This is a genomic window from Flavobacterium kochi, assembly GCF_048286715.1.
Lineage (GTDB): Bacteria > Bacteroidota > Bacteroidia > Flavobacteriales > Flavobacteriaceae > Flavobacterium.
Genome location: NZ_JBLVPW010000021.1, coordinates 22135 through 43788 on the forward strand (window position 1 = coordinate 22135; position 21654 = coordinate 43788).

General features: G+C 34.8%; 17 protein-coding genes. 10 read left to right on the forward strand and 7 right to left on the reverse strand.

Going from position 1 to position 21654, the window contains the following annotated elements:
* Window positions 1-139: 139 nt before the first annotated feature.
* Complete coding sequence (locus tag ACNQGH_RS16995) at window positions 140-1390, reverse strand: ABC transporter permease (protein WP_417957205.1); 1251 nt, start codon at window positions 1388-1390, stop codon at window positions 140-142.
* A gap of 165 nt (window positions 1391-1555) precedes the next feature.
* Here ACNQGH_RS16995 and purH point away from each other — a divergent pair, with 165 nt between their 5' ends.
* From purH to rodA, 6 genes are all read left to right on the forward strand, one after another.
* Window positions 1556-3082 (forward strand): bifunctional phosphoribosylaminoimidazolecarboxamide formyltransferase/IMP cyclohydrolase, encoded by a 1527-nt coding sequence (gene purH, locus ACNQGH_RS17000; RefSeq protein WP_417957206.1) that lies wholly within the window; start codon window positions 1556-1558, stop codon window positions 3080-3082.
* Between the two features lie 54 nt (window positions 3083-3136).
* Window positions 3137-4165, forward strand: coding sequence for a rod shape-determining protein (locus ACNQGH_RS17005; RefSeq protein ID WP_416848891.1), 1029 nt, complete (start codon window positions 3137-3139; stop codon window positions 4163-4165).
* Between the two features lie 102 nt (window positions 4166-4267).
* On the forward strand, window positions 4268-5092 hold the full coding sequence (gene mreC / locus ACNQGH_RS17010; protein ID WP_417957207.1) for a rod shape-determining protein MreC: 825 nt from the start codon (window positions 4268-4270) through the stop codon (window positions 5090-5092).
* On the forward strand, window positions 5085-5591 hold the full coding sequence (locus ACNQGH_RS17015) for a rod shape-determining protein MreD (protein WP_417957208.1): 507 nt from the start codon (window positions 5085-5087) through the stop codon (window positions 5589-5591). The genes mreC and ACNQGH_RS17015 overlap by 8 nt, the downstream gene beginning before the upstream one ends.
* A complete protein-coding gene (gene mrdA / locus ACNQGH_RS17020) occupies window positions 5588-7525 on the forward strand; it encodes a penicillin-binding protein 2 (protein ID WP_417957209.1) in 1938 nt (645 codons plus the stop codon). Before ACNQGH_RS17015 ends, mrdA begins: the two co-directional genes overlap by 4 nt.
* Window positions 7526-7542: 17 nt before the next feature.
* On the forward strand, window positions 7543-8778 hold the full coding sequence (rodA, locus tag ACNQGH_RS17025) for a rod shape-determining protein RodA (protein WP_417957210.1): 1236 nt from the start codon (window positions 7543-7545) through the stop codon (window positions 8776-8778).
* Between the two features lie 44 nt (window positions 8779-8822).
* On the opposite strand, the gene ACNQGH_RS17030 is transcribed toward rodA, so the two are convergent.
* Window positions 8823-9680 (reverse strand): DNA/RNA non-specific endonuclease, encoded by an 858-nt coding sequence (locus ACNQGH_RS17030; protein WP_417957211.1) that lies wholly within the window; start codon window positions 9678-9680, stop codon window positions 8823-8825.
* A 136-nt stretch (window positions 9681-9816) separates the two neighbouring features.
* Window positions 9817-12099 carry a carboxy terminal-processing peptidase gene (locus ACNQGH_RS17035; RefSeq protein WP_417957213.1) on the reverse strand — a complete coding sequence of 761 codons (2283 nt, stop codon included), beginning with the start codon at window positions 12097-12099 and terminating at the stop codon, window positions 9817-9819.
* A gap of 208 nt (window positions 12100-12307) precedes the next feature.
* Between ACNQGH_RS17035 and surE the strand changes: the two genes are divergently transcribed.
* The 4 genes from surE (at window position 12308) to ACNQGH_RS17055 (ending at window position 15100) form a co-directional block, all read left to right on the forward strand.
* Window positions 12308-13090: a 5'/3'-nucleotidase SurE gene (surE, locus tag ACNQGH_RS17040; protein ID WP_417957214.1), complete on the forward strand. Its 783-nt coding sequence runs from the start codon at window positions 12308-12310 to the stop codon at window positions 13088-13090.
* Window positions 13083-13355 (forward strand): hypothetical protein, encoded by a 273-nt coding sequence (locus ACNQGH_RS17045; RefSeq protein ID WP_417957215.1) that lies wholly within the window; start codon window positions 13083-13085, stop codon window positions 13353-13355. Before surE ends, ACNQGH_RS17045 begins: the two co-directional genes overlap by 8 nt.
* A 95-nt stretch (window positions 13356-13450) precedes the next feature.
* Complete coding sequence (gene lpxB / locus ACNQGH_RS17050; RefSeq protein WP_417957216.1) at window positions 13451-14563, forward strand: lipid-A-disaccharide synthase; 1113 nt, start codon at window positions 13451-13453, stop codon at window positions 14561-14563.
* A 36-nt stretch (window positions 14564-14599) separates the two neighbouring features.
* Complete coding sequence (locus ACNQGH_RS17055; protein ID WP_417957218.1) at window positions 14600-15100, forward strand: C40 family peptidase; 501 nt, start codon at window positions 14600-14602, stop codon at window positions 15098-15100.
* Between the two features lie 318 nt (window positions 15101-15418).
* Here ACNQGH_RS17055 and ACNQGH_RS17060 read toward each other — a convergent pair whose 3' ends face one another.
* From ACNQGH_RS17060 to ACNQGH_RS17075, 4 genes are all read right to left on the reverse strand, one after another.
* On the reverse strand, window positions 15419-15880 hold the full coding sequence (locus tag ACNQGH_RS17060) for a thioredoxin family protein (protein ID WP_417957219.1): 462 nt from the start codon (window positions 15878-15880) through the stop codon (window positions 15419-15421).
* 47 nt (window positions 15881-15927) lie between these two features.
* The gene (locus tag ACNQGH_RS17065) at window positions 15928-17733 is read right to left on the reverse strand and encodes a peptide MFS transporter (protein ID WP_417957220.1); all 1806 of its coding nucleotides are present in this window, start codon (window positions 17731-17733) and stop codon (window positions 15928-15930) included.
* 8 nt (window positions 17734-17741) lie between these two features.
* A complete protein-coding gene (locus ACNQGH_RS17070; RefSeq protein WP_417957221.1) occupies window positions 17742-19286 on the reverse strand; it encodes a peptide MFS transporter in 1545 nt (514 codons plus the stop codon).
* 85 nt (window positions 19287-19371) lie between these two features.
* Window positions 19372-21573, reverse strand: coding sequence for a S9 family peptidase (locus ACNQGH_RS17075; protein WP_417957222.1), 2202 nt, complete (start codon window positions 21571-21573; stop codon window positions 19372-19374).
* Window positions 21574-21654: the final 81 nt, after the last annotated feature.

The window sequence follows — 21654 nt, forward strand, 5'->3', positions numbered from 1 at the left end:
ATGAAAATCCCGGGCAATCGGGATTTTTTATGCAATTTAGATTCTTATTTTAAATATTCCACAAACTAAAAAAACGGCTTTCAAAATTATTTGAAAGCCGTTTTTTATTCTGTTTTCCGCATTATAGTCTGATTAAACGTTACATTCCCGTCCTGATGGCCTCAACAGGATCCAGTTTTGAAGCGGCAATAGCAGGTAAAATTCCTGCAATCAAACCAATCACGGCAGCCAGACTGGTCCCTAAGATAATATTACCCATCCCAAGAACAAATTCAAAATCTAATGCTTTTGTTAAAGCCACTGAAATCAACCAAACTAATAAAAGTCCAATTATCCCCCCAATTACAGAAAGTATGATCGCTTCAAATAGAAACTGAAACAATATAAATTTATTTTTGGCTCCCAATGATTTCTGAATCCCTATTAAATGCGTACGCTCTTTTACAGAAACAAACATAATGTTAGCAATACCAAAACCACCTACAAGAAGAGAAAATCCGCTGATAATCCATCCGACAAGATTCATTTGACCTATAATACCATCAATAAAATCAGTGAACCCAGAAAATACATTAATAAAAAAATTGTCAATTTCTCCTGCTTTCAACCCTCTGTAACTTCTTAATTTCTGAGATATTTCACTTTTATAAGCTTCCATATCAATCCCGCTTTCGGGCTTAAAAACAATTACATTTGTGAGCGCGGTATTGTTGTCACCATACAATTGACGTATAAAATTTACCGGAATAAACGCAGAAGTATCATCACTATCACCAAACAGTCCGGCTCCTTGTTTTTTCAAAACACCGATAACGGTAAAGCGCTTTCCGTACAACCGAACGTTTTTCCCGACAGGCTCACTATTTTCAAATAATGATTTTGCAATTTCATTTCCCAAAACAATTACGGTAGCACCAGAATTAGCCTCCGATTCATTATAAAACCTTCCCTTATCAAATTCCAGCCCCTGAATATCTATAAATTCATAAGAAACCGGAACAATATTAACATCACTTACTGTTTTTGAATCCTGTTTTATGGACTCTCTTTTGGTAAAAATTTGATATCCCATTTGGTCTGTGTTAGTCATAACCCCTTTCATGTACGTATATTCATCATACTTAACATTGGGAAACTGTTCTCTTTTCCACTGTGGAATATCGGAAGGACCGAAAGAAAATTTCATTAAATAAATAGTATTTTTATCGAGACTGCTTAGGTCTTTAGTAATCTTTCTGTCTAAAGAATCTACAGCGGCAAGTACTGCTATTATTGAAAAAATACCGATAGTAACACCTAATAAAGAAAGCAAAGTCCTTAATTTATTGTTTCGCAACGCATTCATTGCAAAACCAAAACTTTCTTTTAATAATCGAAGATAAACTAACATAAAATCGTTTTTGCGTTAAAGTAAATTTTTAAAAAATTTAATTTATAAACCTTTTAAAAATGCACCTATCAATAGGTCTGTTTTTTTAAGATAATGTTACATAAATTCATTGAATTTTATAATCAAAAAAAAACTATTTTTGCACTTTATAATTATAACTACACAATGAACACAACAAAAACTATTCAATCTGCATTAATTTCGGTATTCTCAAAAGAAGGTCTTGAACCAATTGTAAGAAAACTGCACGAACAAAATGTTACACTTTACTCTACTGGAGGAACCGAAGATTTTATAAAAAATTTAGGAATCCCTGTAGTTCCAGTTGAAGACGTAACTTCGTATCCATCCATTCTTGGCGGAAGAGTAAAAACATTACATCCAAAAGTTTTTGGAGGAATCTTAAATCGTCAGGATAATGAGAGTGATGTGCAACAAATGCAAGAGTTCAATATCCCGCAAATTGATTTAGTGATAGTTGATTTATACCCATTTGAAAAAACAGTTGCTTCAGGAGCAAGTGAATCAGAGATTATTGAAAAGATTGACATTGGTGGTATTTCTTTGATTCGTGCTGCGGCAAAAAACTTTAAAGACACTGTAATTGTGGCTTCGGTCGATCAATACAGCTTGCTTTTAGATTTGATTACAGATCAAAACGGAGCTACTACTCTTGCAAACAGAAAACTATTGGCCACAAAGGCTTTTCATGTTTCATCGCATTACGATACGGCAATTTTCAATTATTTCAATACAGACGAAACCGTTTACAAACAAAGCATCGCTTACGGTCAAGTTTTGAGATATGGCGAAAATCCACATCAAAAAGGATTCTTCTTCGGTGATTTTGACGCAATGTTCAAAAAAGTTCACGGAAAAGAATTATCGTATAACAACTTATTAGACGTAGATGCGGCGGTGAATTTAATTAATGAATTCAAAAATGACGGCCCTACTTTTGCAATATTAAAACACAACAATGCCTGTGGTTTAGCAACCAGAAAAAACATCAATGAAGCCTATTTAGCTGCATTAGCCTGCGACCCAACTTCAGCTTTTGGAGGTGTTTTGATTGCTAACACAAAAATCGATGTTGCAACGGCAATAGAAATAAATAAATTATTTTGTGAAGTGGTTATCGCTCCGGAATATGACACAGAGGCCACAACTATTTTACAAGAAAAGAAAAACAGAATTATATTAGTTCAAAACGAAGTAGCTTTACCGCAAAAACAAGTAAGAACTTGTTTAAACGGAATTTTAGTTCAAGAAAGAAATAGTATAACCGACAATAAAGAAGACTTAAGAACCGTTACTATTACAGCACCAACCGAACAAGAAATTCAGGATTTAATATTTGCTTCCAAAATTTGTAAAAACACAAAATCAAATACGATTGTTTTTGCAAAAAACGGTACACTTATTGCTTCAGGCACAGGGCAAACATCAAGAGTTGACGCCTTATTGCAAGCGATTGAAAAAGCAAAAACTTTTGGATTTGATTTACATGGAGCGTCTATGGCAAGCGATGCTTTTTTCCCTTTTCCTGATTGTGTGGAAATAGCCAAAAAAGCAGGAATAACAGCTGTAATTCAACCAGGAGGATCAATAAAAGACGAATTGAGTATTAATTATTGTAATGAAAATAAAGTTGCAATGGTATTTACAGGAACTCGTCATTTTAAACATTAATTTGCTTAACTTTGCCTGTCACAAATTTATAACTTCTTAACCCTTAAAAAACTTATGGGATTTTTTGATTTCATGACCGAGGATATCGCGATAGACCTTGGTACCGCTAATACGTTAATCATTCATAATGATAAAGTCGTAATTGACAGTCCTTCAATAGTTGCTCGTGATAGAGTTTCAGGCAAAATCATTGCTGTTGGTAAAGAAGCCAACATGATGCAGGGTAAAACACATGAAAACATTAAGACGATAAGACCATTGAAAGATGGTGTAATTGCTGATTTTGATGCCTCTGAAAAAATGATCAGTATGTTTATAAAAAGCATACCGGCATTAAAGAAAAGAATGTTTACTCCCGCATTAAGAATGGTTGTCTGTATTCCTTCCGGCATTACCGAAGTAGAGATGAGAGCGGTTAAAGAATCCTGTGAGAGAGTAAATGGAAAAGAAGTCTATTTGATACACGAACCTATGGCAGCAGCTATTGGTATTGGAATTGACATCATGCAACCTAAAGGAAACATGATCGTTGATATCGGTGGTGGAACAACTGAAATTGCTGTAATTGCATTGGGCGGAATTGTCTGTGACAAATCGGTAAAAATTGCAGGAGATGTATTTACAAATGATATTGTATATTATATGCGTACCCAACACAATCTTTTCGTTGGAGAGAGTACTGCAGAGAAAATAAAGATTCAAATTGGAGCCGCAATCGAAGATTTGGAAACTCCTCCGGAAGACATGTCAGTTCAAGGAAGGGATTTACTTACCGGTAAACCAAAACAAGTAGAAGTATCATACCGTGAAATTGCAAAAGCATTAGACAAATCTATTCAAAGAATAGAAGATGCGGTAATGGAAACCTTATCCCAAACGCCTCCGGAATTAGCAGCTGATATTTACAATACAGGAATTTATCTTGCAGGCGGCGGCTCTATGTTAAGAGGTCTTGATAAAAGAATCTCACAAAAAACAGATCTTCCTGTTTATATCGCTGAAGATCCGTTAAGAGCAGTCGTTAGAGGAACTGGTATGGCACTGAAAAACCTTGCGAAATTTAAAAGTATCTTGATAAAATAAGGTTTTAATGCACAATTTAAATAATTCTATAGAACGCAAACTTCGGTTTGGTTTTTGCAAGTAGAAATTTAAGACAGAACCTGAAACAAAATAAAATAGTACATGCAGCAAATATTTAATTTTATATTTAAAAACAGTAATAGATTACTGTTTTTGCTGCTTTTGGGCATCTCACTGGTGCTCACCATTCAATCTCATTCTTTTCATAGAAGTAAAATAATCAGCTCCGCCAACTTTTTAAGCGGCGGAGTCTATGAAAAAATTAATTCTGTAAATGAGTATTTGAATTTAAAGACTCAAAATGATGCGCTAGCACTAGAAAATGCGGAATTAAAAAGCCTTCTCTTTAATCGTAAAGACACAACCGCCGTACAAAAATTAGATAGTTTAAAAGGCGTAAAAGCGGAAGACATCATAGTTTCAAAAGTGATTCACAATTCATACAATGTCTATGAGAATTACCTAACATTGAATTCAGGAGAATTACAAGGTGTAAAACCGGATATGGGTGTAATCAATAGTTTGGGAATCGTTGGAATTGTTGACAATACTTCTCCCCACTATGCTACGGTAATTAGTATTTTAAATAAGAAATCACAAATTAACGCAAAAATTAAAAAATCAAATCACTTTGGTTCATTGGTTTGGAATGGGAAAAGCACTGGTTTCGTTCAATTGATAGATGTTCCAAGATTAGCAGCTATTCGAAAAGGCGACACTATTGTAACGGGTGGACAATCTGTCATATTTCCTGAAAATATTAATATAGGAACGATCTCTAAAATTTATATTTCCAAAGAAACCAATTATTATACATTAGACGTAAAACTTTTCAATGACATGACTAATTTAGGTCATGTTTACATCATAAAAAGTAAAAATCGGGATGAGCTTATTAATTTAGAAAAAGGAAAAAAAGATGAATAGCACTTTGTTAGTCAATATTTTCCGTTTTGTTCTGCTATTGACAGTTCAAATTATCATATTCAATAACATGAATTTTTTGGGTTACATCAGTCCGTTCCCCTATGTGCTATTTATAATACTGTACCCTGTAAACGGTAATAAATCCGGATTATTGATCGCTAGTTTCTTACTGGGCCTTATTATGGATATGTTCAGTAATTCTGGAGGAATACACACTACAGCATGTATCATTCTGGCTTATTTTAGACCCTATATTTTTAAATTTTCATTTGGGTTGAGCTACGAATACCAAACTGTTAAATTAAATGATGTTTTAACCCCGGAGCGATTCTCGTTTATATTAATGTCGGTTGTAATTCATCACTTTGTATTATTCGTACTGGAAGCATTCCAATTTAGCTTTATCTTGGATATCCTACTTCGAACATTATTAAGTACGGTATTTACAATCCTAATTTGCATTATAATAATATATCTTATTAAGCCAAACAAAAGATGAGAAAATTATTGCTGCCTTCTTTAATCATTGTTGCAGCATCCTTGCTAGTAATACGAATATTCTATTTACAAATCATAGATGATTCGTTCAAACTGAAATCAGACAATAATGCTATAAAAATAAAATATGACTATCCTGAAAGGGGTTATATTTACGATCGAAATGGAAAATTATTAGTGGCCAATCAGGCTTCCTATGATATCATGGTGATACCAAGAGATGTAAAAGACGTAGACACTTCAGAATTTTGCCTTTTATTAGATATCACAAAAGAGGACTTTATAAAAAGAATGGCAAAAGCCAGGGTTTACAGTCCAAGACTCCCATCGGTTTTTTTACCGCAATTGAACAAAAGTGAATTTGCCGCTTTTCAGGAAAAAATTAGAAAATACGAAGGATTCTATTTTCAAAAACGTTCCCTACGGGATTACGAAGTGGATTTTGGCGCCAATGTTTTTGGATTTATCACTCAGGTTAACGAAAAATTGGTTGCAAAAAACCCGTATTACAACAGCGGCGATTTAATTGGAAGACAAGGGGTTGAAGAGAGCTATGAAGATATTTTACGAGGAATAAAAGGAGTAAAATATTTTCAAAAAGACAAATACAATAGAGAAATCGGATCCTACAAAGAAGGAAAATACGATACTATTGCGGTTCAGGGAGAAGATATAAACCTTACTATTGATGCAGAGCTTCAAAAGTATGGCGAAGAATTAATGATTAACAAAAGAGGAGGGATAGTTGCTATTGAACCTAAAACCGGCGAAATATTAGCGCTGGTTACCGCTCCGTCTTATGACCCCGGAATACTTGTAGGCAGACAGCGTTCCAAAAACTACACCTTATTGTATCATGATTCCATTGCAAAACCGCTTTACGACAGAGGATTATTAGCTGAATATCCTCCGGGATCTCCATTTAAAATCCTAACTGGACTAGTTGCACTTCAGGAAGGTGTCGTAAATGAACAGACTACTTTTATGTGTCACCACGGTTTTAGTTATGCAAGAGGACGATTCATGAAATGCCACGGTTTTGGGCCACATCAGTTGCATAATGGTATTTACAATTCCTGTAACACTTACTTCGCAAGTGCGTACATGTTAACGATAAACAAATATGCCAAGCCGGCTTATGCGGTTGATGTCTGGAGCAATCACATAAAAAGTTTTGGATTAGGACAATTTATGGGATATGATTTACCAACTGGTAAAAGAGGAAATATTCCGGATTCAAAAACGTACAAAAAAATCTATCCAAATGGAGGCTGGCGCAGTACTACAATCGTATCTAACGCAATAGGACAGGGAGAAGTTTTAATGACTCCGATACAGCTAGCCAATATGATGGCTACCGTTGCAAATGAAGGGTATTATTACACGCCTCATATCATTAAAAAAATTGAAGGACATACCATTGATAAAAAATTTACCACCAAACATGTTACCACAATAGACAAAAGGTATTACAAACCAATGATCAGTGGTCTGTTTGACGTGTATAATTTAGGTACGGCGAGCTCACTGCGTGTCGAAGGGATCGATATTTGTGGTAAGACAGGAACCGCCGAAAATTTCGCGAAAATAAATGGCAAAAGAGAACAACTAAAAGATCATTCCATTTTTGTCGCTTTTGCACCAAAAGACAATCCAAAGATTGCCATAGCAATTCTAGTGGAAAATGGTGGTTTTGGAGCAACAATAGCAGGTCCTATTGCCAGCTTAATGATTGAGAAATACCTCAGAAAAAAAATCACAAGAACGGATTTAGAAACTCGAATACTCAATACCAGTTTGCAGGGACAATATGCTAAATTAGGAGGCCTTTCTGAAATTGTAAAATTACAATTGAGAAAAAGTGATTCTATTTTGAAAAGTAAAACAGTTGTTATCCCACCAGTGATACCAATAGACACAACTAAAGAAAATTAATACACTATATATTTCAAATGAAAAACCAAAGCGTAACGAACAATCTTGATTGGATATGCATCATTATCTATTGTTTATTGGTAATAATGGGTTGGTTAAATATATATTCATCTTCCCTATCCTCTATGGAGGGAACTTCTGATAAACAACTAATTTTCATCATATTAACCATTCCGTTAATTTTTATTGTACTGTATGTAGATGGGAAATTTTACGAAAAATATGCCAGTATCATTTTTGGTATTTCGCTATTATCGTTGGCAGGACTATTTGTGTTTGGGAAAACAATCGCCGGTCAACGTTGTTGGTACGGTATCGGAAGTTTTACACTTCAGCCTTCCGAATTCGCTAAAGCAGCTACCGCATTGGCATTGGCCAAATATTTAAGTGATACCCAAATTAATTTAAAGGATGTTAACCGTCAAATACAGGCACTAGCCATTGTCTTTTTACCCATCCTCCTCATATTACCACAGCCGGACCCGGGAAGTGCTTTAATTTACAGTATATTCATCATCGTTTTATACCGCGAAGGGCTGCCGTCATGGTATGTTTGGACCGGCTTCATAACCATTCTTTTATTTGTTTTAACCTTAGTATTGCAGCCACAATATGTAATATTAATCGCCCTGGCTGTACTGGTTATTGTTCATTTCAAATCAAGATTATCAGATAGAAACCTACTGTTAAGCGGCATTCTCTTTGTTTTAATGTCTGGATTCGTTCTGTCTGTAAATTACGTATTTGAAAATGTTTTCAAACAGCATCACCGCGACCGCTTTAATATTTTATTAGGGAAATCAGTCGACATGAAAGGAATTGGTTATAATACAAACCAATCGGAAATTGCCATTGGATCAGGTGGCTGGTTTGGAAAAGGATTTCTTGAAGGAACACAAACCAAAGGAGGTTTCGTTCCGGAACAACACACTGATTATATTTTTACGACAGTAGGTGAAGAATGGGGATTTATAGGCTCTTTAGTGGTTATCGGTCTTTTTGTGGGCTTATTTTTAAGATTAATATACCTGGCCGAAAGACAAAAAACAAAATTCAGTAGAGTATATGGCTATTGTGTTGCAGGAATTCTGTTCATTCACTTCTTTGTAAACATCGCAATGGTTGCAGGTATATTTCCAACAATTGGAGTGCCGCTGCCTTTCTTTTCTTACGGTGGATCCGGACTTTGGGGCTTCACAATCTTACTTTTTATATTTATAAAAATGGATGCCAATAAAGTGAATGAATGGTAAATCAAGCAGATTTACTACTTAACAAGCTGCTACTCCTTTCTGGTCTATTTCACCCAGTTTTTATAATTGCTATTTTTTTCTAACTGATCTTCTATCCTATCCTCCAATTTAGGAAAGAAATCTATTCCCGTTAATTTTTCGACACGATCAACCGAAACTACAAAATCGTATAATAGCTTATTACTTTCTGCATTAGGAACTAAAAAAGCAATCATTTTAAATTTCCCTTCAGAGGTATCCAATAACACTTTGTAAAAATATTTCGGAACAGAAACCCCTTCTTTTCCTATTGTTTTCAATGAGGGCTCCAAAACGCCCCCCGTAATTACATAGATTCCATTGTATTTGACTGCCCAATAACGAACTTTTTGCTCTAATCTGTTCCAGACTCCACTATTAAAATCATGCAATTGAGGTGAAATATTGGAGGTGAAAAACGTATCGTTATAGGCATTAAAAGCAAACTCCATATCCCCGGCAGGACAGAGATGTCCTTTATCATAACCTGAATTTTTATAATTTCTCCAATCCGCAGAACCCGTTTTCACTTTTGGATCTTCAATAAAAAAAGGACGCTTAAAATTGTTATTTTTCAAGTAACTTTCCTTTAGTTCATAGGCAACCCATTCCGCTTGTTCATATTTTTCATTATACGACAAAGTGTAGTACTCGTGTTTCACAATTTGATTTGCTGCAGAGCACGGTAAAAAATCAAAAGTTTGAACTGTGTCACCATACCCCCCTGCAGCCTCAGAATGGCTTTGATTCCCCTCTAAACCATATTGACTACTCTCAATCTGGTTCCCTACAGCATCAATAACGGCTGCATTCTTTTTACAAGAAGAAAAAAGCAATAAACCAAACAGAATAATAACTGAATTCAAGCACGTATTATTTTCCATTGCTACTTACTATTTAGATTGATAGTATTCCTTTTTATTAAAAACATAATAAATTAAAAACGCTCCAAAAATTCATTTTTGAATTTCTGGAGCGTCATACTTCCATACTTATGCCATGCCATTCATTAAAAAAAGACTACGACCTTGCCAATTTCCCTTTTTTCAATTTAGCAGGAATAGAAGTGCTTTTTTTCACGATTGTCTTAGCTTGCAAATCATCTAATACATTTAACGCTTCTTCAACATAGATATCTTTAGACAAGGCTTCATGCCAACGGTCTCTTTTTTCTTTTAAAGCCACATCTTTATTCACCTCGTCAACTTCATATGGAAGTGACATGAATTTAAGTGTGTTTTTATATTCAGAAAGCGGTTTGAATTTTTTTGCTTTTTCTTCAATTTCACTTTGAGCGATTTTGAATTTATCAATATTCAAGCTATAGGTATTATCTTCACTTCTACTGTCAATCCATTTAGCATTTTCCTCAATCAATTGAAATTGTGAACTTTGCAAAATTCTATTTTTACTATTTACAATAGCCTGATTGAAATTAGCATTTTTATTCCAGACCGTATATTCAGCCGGATCGATTTTATCCCATGGCATAGCATTGTCTACATCACGTTCTCCCATTTTTAAATAAGCATATCGGTCTGGCATCACAATATCACTGCTCACTCCTTCAAGTTGAGTAGATCCCCCGTTGATTCTGTAGAATTTTTGTGTAGTGGTTTTTATGGCACCTAAGTCTCCCACGGCACTATTACGTACAAATTGATTCAAATCGATCACATTTTGTACCGTTCCTTTCCCATAAGTCTGTTTACTACCAATGATAATCCCTCTTTTATAATCTTGAATCGCAGCTGCCAGAATCTCGGAAGCAGAAGCTGAAAAACTATTAACCATGATTACCAATGGACCATCCCATTCAATTTTTTTATCTTTATCAAACAATACTTCTTTCTTTCTTCCAGCTGATTTGATTTGTACTATTGGTCCTTGCTCAATAAACAATCCTGCTATATCCACTACTGTTGATAAGGAACCTCCACCATCATCACGAACATCCAGCACAATACCATTTACACCTGCGCTTTTCAAACGCTCCACTTCCTTAGCAATATCTTTTCCTGCATCTCTACCATCTTGATTTTCAAAGTCGATATAGAATTTCGGGAGATAAATAACACCATATTTCAATCCGTTTTTATCAACAATACTTGATTTAGCGTAGGTTTCTTCAATTTCAACAATATCTCTGATTATTGAAATAACTTTAATTGTTCCATCAACTTTTTTCACTGTAAGACGAACTTCAGTACCTTTTGGTCCTTTAATTTTCTTAACGACATCATCCAAGCGCATTCCCACAACATCAACGGCCTCCGCATTTCCTTGCGCAACTTTCATAATCAAATCTCCTGCTTCCAATTGTTTTCCTCTCCAGGCCGGACCTCCCGAGATAAGTTCTGAAATTTCAGTGAAATCATTTTTCTTTTGCAGACGAGCTCCAATTCCTTCTAATTTTCCGCTGATACTTACATCAAAACGTTCTTTTTCTTCAGGTGCAAAATAATTCGTATGGGGATCAAAACGTGCTGTAATAGAATTGATGTATACTGAAAACCAATCATTTCTATCTAAATCCTGCATGAAACCAAAATATTCATCCAATGATTTCAACGCATTTTCTCTTGTCTCTTTCTCTAACTCAGCAAAAGTCTTTGGTTTACCATTATCATTGGTTTTATCATTTTTAGTATCTGAACTGATAGGATCAACTTTGAACTTCTCTTCTTCTTTCAAAGGGTCCGAACTATTTTTCGCCTCTTTTTCCACAATACCTTTACTCTTATTTTCCTGCATTTTTAAACGATCCGTAAGCGAAGAAAGCGTTGACAATTTGATCTGCTTACGCCATTTATCGGTAAGTTCCTTAACATCTTTTGGATAAGGTGCTTTTTCATAGTCTGTATTAAAACTCTCATCAGTATTGTAATCAAAAGGCTGACTCAAAACCGATTTGTAAATCTTTTTACTTTCCTCCATTCTTTTCATCAGACGATCGTATGTAAGATCAAAAAACGACAGATCTTTGTTTAATAATTCATCGTCTAACTGGGTTTCAAACTTCGAAAATTCATCGATATCTGACTGTAGAAAAAAACGTTTGGAAGGATCCAAAGCCTGAATATAATCTTTATAAATTCCTTTAGAAAAGGTATCATCTATCACTGCAGGATTATAATGTCCTTTTTGGATTACAAATGTTAATAGCTCCAATAGTAATTTATCTTTATCGGGGTCGGCTTCTTTTGATGCATTAATTTTAAAAGCAAAGAGTGTTGCTGAAAGACAAACAACAACAAGAAGTATTTTATAATTTCTTTTCATAAAGTCAATAATAGTATTCATCAATTTTTAATCTAAATTACGGTAAAAACTATGCCAACAATAATAAGGGCCGCATAATTTTTTGTTAAAGGTATAAAATTGTTTTTTTCATTTGAGTTAAATATGCCAAGTTGACAAATTTTATTTTCTTTGTTTATTAAATACGGTTTTGTGTGACTACATTTGCTATTTAGATATTTAATTAAAAATCCTTTCTTGAAAACAAAAAATGACAAAACATTCCAAACCTTTAATATTAGTTACAAATGATGATGGCATTTCTGCTCCCGGACTTAGGGCATTAATCGCTGTTATGTCTGAAATAGGAGAAGTCATTGTCGTGGCCCCTGACGCGCCACAAAGCGCTACCGGTCATGGCATTACGATAAACGACACACTATATTTAAATAAAATTTCAAAAGAAAATGATGCCATCACAGAATACAGCTGTAGCGGAACTCCTGTAGATTGTGTAAAATTTGCAGTTAGCGAAATTCTCAAAAGAAAACCAGATTTGTGCGTTTCAGGAGTGAATCACGGTTCCAATTCTTCTATAAATGTAATCTACTCCGGAACTATGAGTGCTGCTATTGAAGCGGGTATAGAAGGCATTCAGGCTATCGGATTTTCTTTATTGGATTATGATTGGAATGCCAATTTTGAAGACATAAAGTCGTTCATTCGAAAAATAACATTGGAAGTTCTTGAAAACAAACTGCCCGAAGGAGTTGTTTTGAATGTTAATTTCCCCAAATTGAAAGAAAAAGACATTAAAGGAATCAAAATTTGCCGTCAGGCCAAAGCGATTTGGATGGAAAAATTCGACAAACGTAAAACCCCGCAAGGACGGGATTATTATTGGCTTACCGGTGAATTTATAAACCAGGACCATGGCGAAGACACTGATGAATGGGCATTGAAAAATGGGTACATTTCAGTTGTTCCGGTACAATTTGATTTGACTGCGCATCATGCCGCACAACAACTTAATACTTGGAATTGGCATGAATAAAATAGATTTATTAACTGGATTTGTCATCGGAATTTTAGCTTCACTTTTAGGCAGTTACCTTTTCATAACTTTCTTCACTGATTTTGCCTTTGTCGATGGAATGTACACCATGAAATCAGAAGGTAAACTAGGAAAAATAATCACTCTTGGGTCCATCCTTGATTTGGTCGCTTTTGGCATTCTGCTCAAATTGAATAAGGATCTCATGGCGCGTGGCGTAATTTTAGCCGTTATTATAATGACACTTGCGTCTTTATTTATTTAAAAACGCAAAAGTCATACCTTTGCCACCTATAGTAACAGAAGGGTCTCAATGTATTGCTAATACCAAAAAATTGAAATACTCCAAAACATAAAAACATGAAATACTACATTATAGCAGGAGAAGCTTCAGGGGATTTACACGGCTCTAATTTGATGAAAGCACTTTACAAAGAAGATCCCAATGCTGATATTCGGTTTTGGGGTGGTGATTTGATGCAAAATAGCGGCGGGACTTTGGTGAAACACTATCGCGAGTTGGCTTTCATGGGATTTATTGAAGTAATTTTCAACTTAAAAACTATTTTGAACAACATCAAAATATGTAAAAAAGATATTTTAAAATTCCAACCGGATGTACTGGTATTTATCGATTATCCCGGTTTTAATTTACGAATTGCAAAATGGGCAAAAGAATTGGGCTTCAAAACTCATTACTATATTTCGCCCCAAATTTGGGCATGGAAAGAAAGCCGAATTACAGCTATCAAACGAGATGTGGACAAAATGTATGTGATTTTACCTTTCGAGAAAAATTTTTATGAGGACAAACATCAGTTCCCTGTTGAATTTGTGGGCCATCCATTAATTGACGCGATCCATAATCAAATCCCAATTGACGCTGCCGTTTTTAGAAAAGAAAATAAATTAGAAGACAAACCGATTATAGCTGTCCTGCCCGGTAGCCGAAAACAAGAAATCACTAAAATGCTGTCGGTAATGCTGAGTGTTGTCAATGATTTTCCTGAATATCAGTTTGTCATTGCAGGCGCTCCAAGTCAGGAATATTCATTCTATGAGAATTTTATATCCAATCAAAATATAAAATTCATATCAAATAAAACCTATGCTTTATTGCAAAACGCAATGGCCGCGTTAGTTACCTCGGGCACTGCAACGCTAGAAACAGCACTTTTTAAAGTTCCGGAAGTAGTTTGCTATAAAGGGAGCTGGGCCTCTTACCAAATTGCGAAACGAATCATTACACTAAAATATATTTCATTGGTGAATTTGATTATGGATGAAGAAGTGGTCACCGAATTAATTCAGGAAGACTGTACAACGAGACGCATACGCGAAGAATTGAAAAAAATTCTGGAATCCAAGCATCGCAAACAACTTTTAGAGAAATATAACGTTCTAGAAGCAAAACTTGGCGGAATTGGTGCTAGCGAAAAAACGGCAAAATTGATTGTGGCTGATTTGCGATGATTCCAATTCTTTTTAAAATCTTTAAAAACAAACCTTTTGAAACATCTGATTTCCCTTTTATTAATTCTTATTCTTTTTGCTTCATGTAAATCAACTTCAGTAATTGTTCCTTCTAAAAAAACCGAAGTAAACACAGACAAAACAAAACATCTAATAGAGCAATTAATTCATTCGGCTTCTGAAAATATTGGTGTAAAATACAAAAGCGGAGGCACTACAAAAGCAGGTTTTGACTGTTCAGGATTAATATATTTCGTCTTTAATTCTTATAATATTCAACTCCCACGATCCTCTTTCGAACAGTCAAAATTGGGATTAATTATTGATTGCGATCGGGACAATATTAAAAAAGGAGATTTAATATTTTTTAAAACCAATAGAAAATCACAAATTAATCACGTTGGAATGATAGTAGAAGTTTCTGACGATGATGTAAAGTTCATCCATTCCTCTTCTTCAAGAGGTGTAATAATTTCCTCAACAAAAGAGCCATACTATCAAAATTGCTTTGCTCAAATAAATAGAATTCTCCGATAAACAATCCGTTCATTCTTTGGAACCAAAAAAGGAAATCCTTTACGGCATTTTTTTTCAATGAAAAAAAAAAAAAAAAAAAAAAATAGGGTTTTAAATCGGTTAGCGTTGATCCAAAAAATGTAAAACCTGTTATTTCGTTTTCACATCAGCCCTTAAAATAAATTCAGAGCGTTTATTTGAAACCATACACCCAAAATGGTTGTCGCTGACACATCAAATATAAAAAAGCACAAAACCACTGGAAAGTGACTGGCAACAAACAAAAAAAATCCCTTTTCACGCAACTGGTGAAAAGGGATTCTATCCGTTAAATGAGCATTATTTTTTTTTCAGAATTCCATCTGCCACAGCTAACCAAGCGGCAGGACCACCAGCAACATAACCTGTATTTCCTAATCCTTCAAAATTTACTTTCCCATCTTTATTGGTGCCATTGGCAAAATAAATCGTCGGAAAACCCTGAATACCAAAAGCCTGTTGCAACTCGTTATTTTGTGCTTTAATTTCAGGTGTCTGTGCAGTTCTTCTTGGGTAATCCAATTCAACCAAAACCACATTATCCTTTGCCCAAGCAGCAAATTCTGGTGTTTTCAATACTTCTTTTTGTAATCGAATACACCATCCACACCAATCACTCCCTGTAAAAAACAGCAATAATGGTTTTTTGGTTTCATTAGAAACTTCCATTGCCTTTTTAACATTGGTCTCCCATACTAATTCTTGCGCTTCAGCAGCATACGAAGCAGCAAACAGCAATGCTGCTACTATTATCTTCTTCATCTTTTTATATTTTTGTGTAGTTAATAATCAAAAATAGTGCCTTAAATCTACCTGACACCGTGCATTAATTTCTTAATTACAGGAGTCATTACAACAGAGAACAAAGCTACAACAATTGAAATTATTGTCAGCATCCAAAAGAAATAACTCAAGCCATGTTCGTTGGCGATTTTATCAATATTCTCACCAAACATACCTGCTCCTTTCATCCCAATTGCTACTGCAAGGTACCAAACTCCGAACATAAATGCAATCATTCTTGCCGGAACTAATTTACTAACATAAGACAACCCCACCGGCGAGATACACAATTCTGCCATAGTATGAAAAAGATACACTAAAATAAGCCAAATCATGCTAACTGAAGCTGTTTTTGCTCCTGCCTCGATACCACTTGCACCGCAAGCAACACAAGCCATCCCAACGGCTAATAATCCCATTCCAATTCCATATTTTAAATTTGCCGAAGGATTGTATTTGCTTTCCCACCATTTTGAAAACAATGGAGCAAGTGAAATGATAAACAACGAATTTAATGTTGAGAACCAAGTAGCAGGAACTTCCGTTAATGACTTTGTTACTTTATCAATTTTTAGCGATTCCAAAGTGGAGTCCGATAAAGATAAATATCCTGCAGTATAATAATCTTTGGTCAACATCCAAATTGCAATTGCCCATATTATAATGAAACTTATACTCAAAATAATATTGGCCACCGCATAGTATTTGAATGTCTGTTTAAATAACAAATACAATACCCAGGTAATAATCGCTAATGGCATTATCGTAATCAATGAATTAACCACTAAAAAGACTACGCTCCAATTCCCAACTAAAATCCGATCCGTGTAATCATTGGCAAAAATGGTTAAACTGTTTGGTGACTGTTCGAAAATGGCCCAAAAGAAGATCGTTAGAAAGGCAAAAAATGTTACCGCGATTAATTTTTCTTTAGTAATCTTTGAATATTGCGTAAATCTGTAAATCAGCAATATAATAAATAAAAATAACGCCGAAACGATCGCAATTGCGTTTCCATTTTCACCAAGAAAAGAAAAAATATTTATTTTTCCTCCAGAAATTTTTGACGCGGGATCATTTAAAATCCATAACAATCCTAAAATTGATGATAAGGCAATAATTCCAAGCTGCCACGGCGTAAAGGGATTTCTTTTATCACTATCCAGCGCCTCGGCTTTCGCTTTACTCTCTTTACTGGGTTTTAAACCAATATCGCCAAAAATATTTTGAGACAACCAAAATTGTAACATTCCAAAGAACATAAAAATTCCGGCAAGACCAAAACCATAGCTCCATCCTACTTTTTCCCCTAAATATCCACAAAGCAATATTCCAAAGAAAGCACCGGCATTGACACCCATATAAAATAAAGTGTAAGCGCCATCTTTCTTCTCAGGACGATCTTTATACATTTCAGATATAATAGAAGTCATATTAGGCTTAAAAAATCCGTTTCCAAAAACCAATAAAACCAATCCTAAATAAATAGAAAATTCTGTTTCAGCCGCCATAGAAGCATGACCCAATGTCATTAAAATCGCTCCGACAACAACTGCCCATCTAAAACCGATGACTTTATCTGCAAAATAACCTCCTAACATCGTTGACAAATAAACCAGACCAACGTAAGAACCAAATAAGGCAGAAGCATTTTCTCGGGTCCATTCCCAACCACCATCAGTAAAGGAGGTAGTTAAGAACAATATTAATAAAGAGCGCATACCGTAGAATGAAAATCGCTCCCACATCTCGGTGAAGAACAAGACGAATAATCCTGCCGGATGTCCTAGGACAGTACTTTTAAAAAATTGATCTGTAGTATTTTCACTCATAATATTAATTAATTATTTAATTCTTTGTCTACTCCGTGCATTAATTTTTTGATTATTGGTGAAAGCGCTAAAAGCACAACTCCGAAAGCAAGTCCAGTATAAAATAAATATTCAAAAAGTTTTAAGTAACTCTGTTTTGCTAAATTTAAATCAGGCGCTGTTCCGTTCGAAGTATCTACAGAGGCAATATTGGCTAAAATTGAAGCAATAAATTCAGAACTGGCGGTTGCCAAAAACCAAACTCCCATCATGAATCCAACAATTTTTACCGGAGATAACTTAGTAACGGCAGAAAGTCCAACTGGTGACAGGCATAATTCCCCACAAGTATGTAAAAAATAGGTCAGGATTAACCAAACCATGCCTACCTTTCCTAAACCTGATAAACTAATCCCTAAAACCAAAGAACCAAAACCTAAACCTACAAACAATAAAGCTATCGAAAATTTCACCGCTGTATTTGGATTATATGTACCGAGTTTCACCCATAACCAAGCAAAAACCGGAGCTAATAAAATAATAAACAAAGCGTTAAAACTTAAAAATTGCCCCGCAGATATTGTATGCCCAAAGATGGTTCGATCTAAAATTCTATCCGCAAATAAATTTAATGACGTATATGCCTGCTCAAATAATGCCCAGAAAATTACTGTAAAAACGATTAAAATTGTCAATGCAATTAGTTGCTCTCTTGCCTTTCTATCCAATTGCGTTATGCTGTAATATATAATATAAACAAAGGAAAATGCACCAGCTATCATCAGGGAATAAGAAACTACTTCATGTCGTTGCACCATTTGCCAAAAAATTAAAGCAGATGAAACACTAATTATATATATTAACCATTCGTTTTTTAAACCAAAAGATTTTTTTTCTAAGAATTCCGGCGTTTTTGACTCTCCTTTTCCCATCAATAATTTTCTTCCGGAGATGAAAGTCAATAATCCAAAAGACATCCCTATACCAGCCGCTCCAAATCCGTAACTCCAACCGTAAGTTTCGCCAAGCCACACACAAATTATGGTAGCTAAAAAAGATCCTAAGTTGATCCCCATATAAAATAATGTAAATCCAGAATCTCTTCTTTTATCCCCTACCTGATACAACTCCCCAACTAATGAAGAAATATTCGCTTTAAGAAAGCCAACTCCCACAATAATTAATGACAAAGAAAAATAAAATATTTGCAATGCGGTATTGTCCCTTGTAATTTCTCCCGTGACCGATTGTGTCGCGGCATTACCTTCATAAGCCATTCCTAAATGACCCAGAACCAACATTATTCCTCCGAAGACTATGGCTTTTCTAAAACCCAAATACTTGTCTGCAATAAAACCGCCTATAACTGGCACCGCATATACCAGGGCCGCATAACTTCCTATTAATAAATTTCCGCTGGTATCCGAAAAAAGATGATATCTTGTTAGATAGAAAATCAATAGTGCTTTCATTCCATAAAACGAAAAGCGCTCCCACATTTCTGTAAAAAACAATATAAAAAGTGCCCTTGGATGTCCAAAAAAATCTTTTTTATTCGATAAGTCGTTTGTCATAAAGTTGTGTTATAAATTTTCTTTGATAAAGTTAGTCTTTTTATTGTACAATTAAATTCTGGTTTTTATTTTGAAAATATAAAAATCAAATGGTCTCTTTACTTGGAGCACTTGTATTTCCCAAATTTTCTTTTATAAAATTTGTCATTTTAGTATACAATTGAATTCTAGTTTTACCCCCTGAAATCCCATGGGTTTTATCAGGATATATCTGAGAGTCAAATTGTTTATTGGCTTGAATTAATGCTTCCATCATTTGCATCGAATTTTGAACATGTACATTATCATCGCCGGAACCATGTATCAACAGCAATTTTCCTTTTAATTTATCCACATGATTTATTGGAGAATTTTCATCGTAACCAGTTGCATTTTCCTGAGGTGTCTGCATGTAACGCTCCGTATAGATACTATCGTAGAATCTCCAATTCGTTACAGGAGCAACAGCAATGGCCATTGTAAAAACATCATTGCCCTTCAAAATACAATTAGAAGCCATAAATCCTCCAAAACTCCATCCCCAAATTCCAATTCTGGATTTATCCACAAAAGAGTAATTTCCGATAACCTTAGCTGCGCCTATTTGGTCTTCTACCTCATATTTTCCTAACTCTTTTTGAGTCACCTTCTTAAAATCGGCTCCTTTATAACCTGTTCCGCGACCGTCAACACAAGCGACAATATAACCTTGCTGCGCTAACATCATAGCCCAATAATCATTGGAAGCGTTCCATTGATTGGCTCCTGACTGTGAACCAGGCCCAGAATACTGAACCATCAAAACTGGATATTTCTTGCTTGCGTCAAAATCTTTTGGCTTCATGATCCAGGCATTCAGTTCATTCCCTTTTTCCGTTTTTAAAACGAAGAATTCTTTGGCCGGTAAATTATACCCTTTTAATTTTGAAGCTAATGCTTCATTATTCTCAATAACCTTTACCTGTTTTCCTGTTTTAGCTTCATTCAAAGTATAGGTCGTAGGTTGTGTCGCGCTTGAAAACGTATTAATGTAATATTGAAAATTTGGGCTAAAAGTTGCTGCACTTGTTCCCACATTTTTAGACAGACGAACGGTGTTTTTTCCATCAAGACCTATTCTGTACACATCTCTATTAATCGATCCATTCGCTACCGATTGGTAAAAAACAGTATTGGTTTCCTCATCCAAACCATAGTAAGAAGTCACCTCCCAATTTCCTTTGGTCACTTGATTTTTTAATTTTCCCGTTTTGTCATATAGATAAATATGATTGAATCCGTCTTTTTCACTACTCCAAATAAAACTATTGTCTTTCAAAAAGGTCAAATTATCCGTCACATCCACATAGGCTTTATCTTTTTCGTTCAATACCACTTTTGTAGCCCCTGAATTCCCATCGATAAATAACAAATCTAGATTGTCTTGATGCCTATTCAATACCTGCGCAGATAAAATAGTGGCATCGTTGGTCCACTTCATTCGGGCAATGTAAAAATCATTGTAGTTCCCAAGATCTATATTTTTAGTTGTATTGGTACTGGCATTATAAATATGAAGTGAAACTAAAGAATTCTTTTCTCCTGCTTTTGGATACTTGAATGTTTCAATGGTAGGATATAAATCCTTTCCAAACATAGACATGGAAAATTCCGGAACCTGACTTTCGTCAAAACGAATGTACGCAACTTTCTTACTGTCGGAACTCCAATCGAATGCTCTTACAAAAGCAAATTCTTCTTCATAAACCCAATCCGTAATTCCATTGATAATGTTATTTTTCTTACCGTCAGTAGTAATAGGAATCGATTTCTTTGAAGCCAAATCATAGACATAAAGATTATTCTCCTTGGCGTAGGCTATCTTTTTTCCATCTGGAGAAAATGTAGGCTCCTGAACCTGAAAATCGAACAACTTAGTTAATTGTTTCGTTCCAATATTGTATAAATAATAATCCGCTGTAAAAGAATGACGAAAAATTTTCTTGGTGTTACAGGCTAACAAAATCATTTTTTCAGAAGCATCAAAAGCATAACGATCAATCAGGGGTAATTCTTTATGATCTTTTGTATCGATTAAAACAGCAACTTTTTTCAACGTTGCAAAATCATACAAATCAATTTGCGTATTTCTTGAAGTAGGGTCAGAGTTCAATACAGTGTATTGATTGGTATTTTTCATGGACTGTAATTCATCCATTCCTTTAGCGGTAAAAGCACCAGTAAAGATCTCATTAATCGTGATTTTTTGTTGACCAAAAACAGTAAAACACAAGAATAAAAGTAAGGCTGTAATTTTGTTTGAATTCATGATATTGATTTAAATATAAAAACCGTCAATTTTAGTGAAAAATTTACAATAATTTCACATTTGATGTGTTAAATGTTAAAA

What these genes read in the sequence shown, in the direction of transcription:
- ACNQGH_RS17015 (WP_417957208.1), top strand. Translation starts at nt 5,085, where the DNA reads ATGAATAGCACTTTGTTAGTCAATATTTTCCGTTTTGTTCTGCTATTG.
- ACNQGH_RS17005 (WP_416848891.1), top strand. Translation starts at nt 3,137, where the DNA reads ATGGGATTTTTTGATTTCATGACCGAGGATATCGCGATAGACCTTGGT.
- ACNQGH_RS17060 (WP_417957219.1), bottom strand. Translation starts at nt 15,880, where the DNA reads ATGAAGAAGATAATAGTAGCAGCATTGCTGTTTGCTGCTTCGTATGCT.
- ACNQGH_RS17030 (WP_417957211.1), bottom strand. Translation starts at nt 9,680, where the DNA reads ATGGAAAATAATACGTGCTTGAATTCAGTTATTATTCTGTTTGGTTTA.
- ACNQGH_RS16995 (WP_417957205.1), bottom strand. Translation starts at nt 1,390, where the DNA reads ATGTTAGTTTATCTTCGATTATTAAAAGAAAGTTTTGGTTTTGCAATG.
- mrdA (WP_417957209.1), top strand. Translation starts at nt 5,588, where the DNA reads ATGAGAAAATTATTGCTGCCTTCTTTAATCATTGTTGCAGCATCCTTG.
- surE (WP_417957214.1), top strand. Translation starts at nt 12,308, where the DNA reads ATGACAAAACATTCCAAACCTTTAATATTAGTTACAAATGATGATGGC.
- ACNQGH_RS17075 (WP_417957222.1), bottom strand. Translation starts at nt 21,573, where the DNA reads ATGAATTCAAACAAAATTACAGCCTTACTTTTATTCTTGTGTTTTACT.
- rodA (WP_417957210.1), top strand. Translation starts at nt 7,543, where the DNA reads ATGAAAAACCAAAGCGTAACGAACAATCTTGATTGGATATGCATCATT.
- lpxB (WP_417957216.1), top strand. Translation starts at nt 13,451, where the DNA reads ATGAAATACTACATTATAGCAGGAGAAGCTTCAGGGGATTTACACGGC.
- ACNQGH_RS17070 (WP_417957221.1), bottom strand. Translation starts at nt 19,286, where the DNA reads ATGACAAACGACTTATCGAATAAAAAAGATTTTTTTGGACATCCAAGG.
- mreC (WP_417957207.1), top strand. Translation starts at nt 4,268, where the DNA reads ATGCAGCAAATATTTAATTTTATATTTAAAAACAGTAATAGATTACTG.
- ACNQGH_RS17035 (WP_417957213.1), bottom strand. Translation starts at nt 12,099, where the DNA reads ATGAATACTATTATTGACTTTATGAAAAGAAATTATAAAATACTTCTT.
- ACNQGH_RS17045 (WP_417957215.1), top strand. Translation starts at nt 13,083, where the DNA reads ATGAATAAAATAGATTTATTAACTGGATTTGTCATCGGAATTTTAGCT.
- ACNQGH_RS17065 (WP_417957220.1), bottom strand. Translation starts at nt 17,733, where the DNA reads ATGAGTGAAAATACTACAGATCAATTTTTTAAAAGTACTGTCCTAGGA.
- purH (WP_417957206.1), top strand. Translation starts at nt 1,556, where the DNA reads ATGAACACAACAAAAACTATTCAATCTGCATTAATTTCGGTATTCTCA.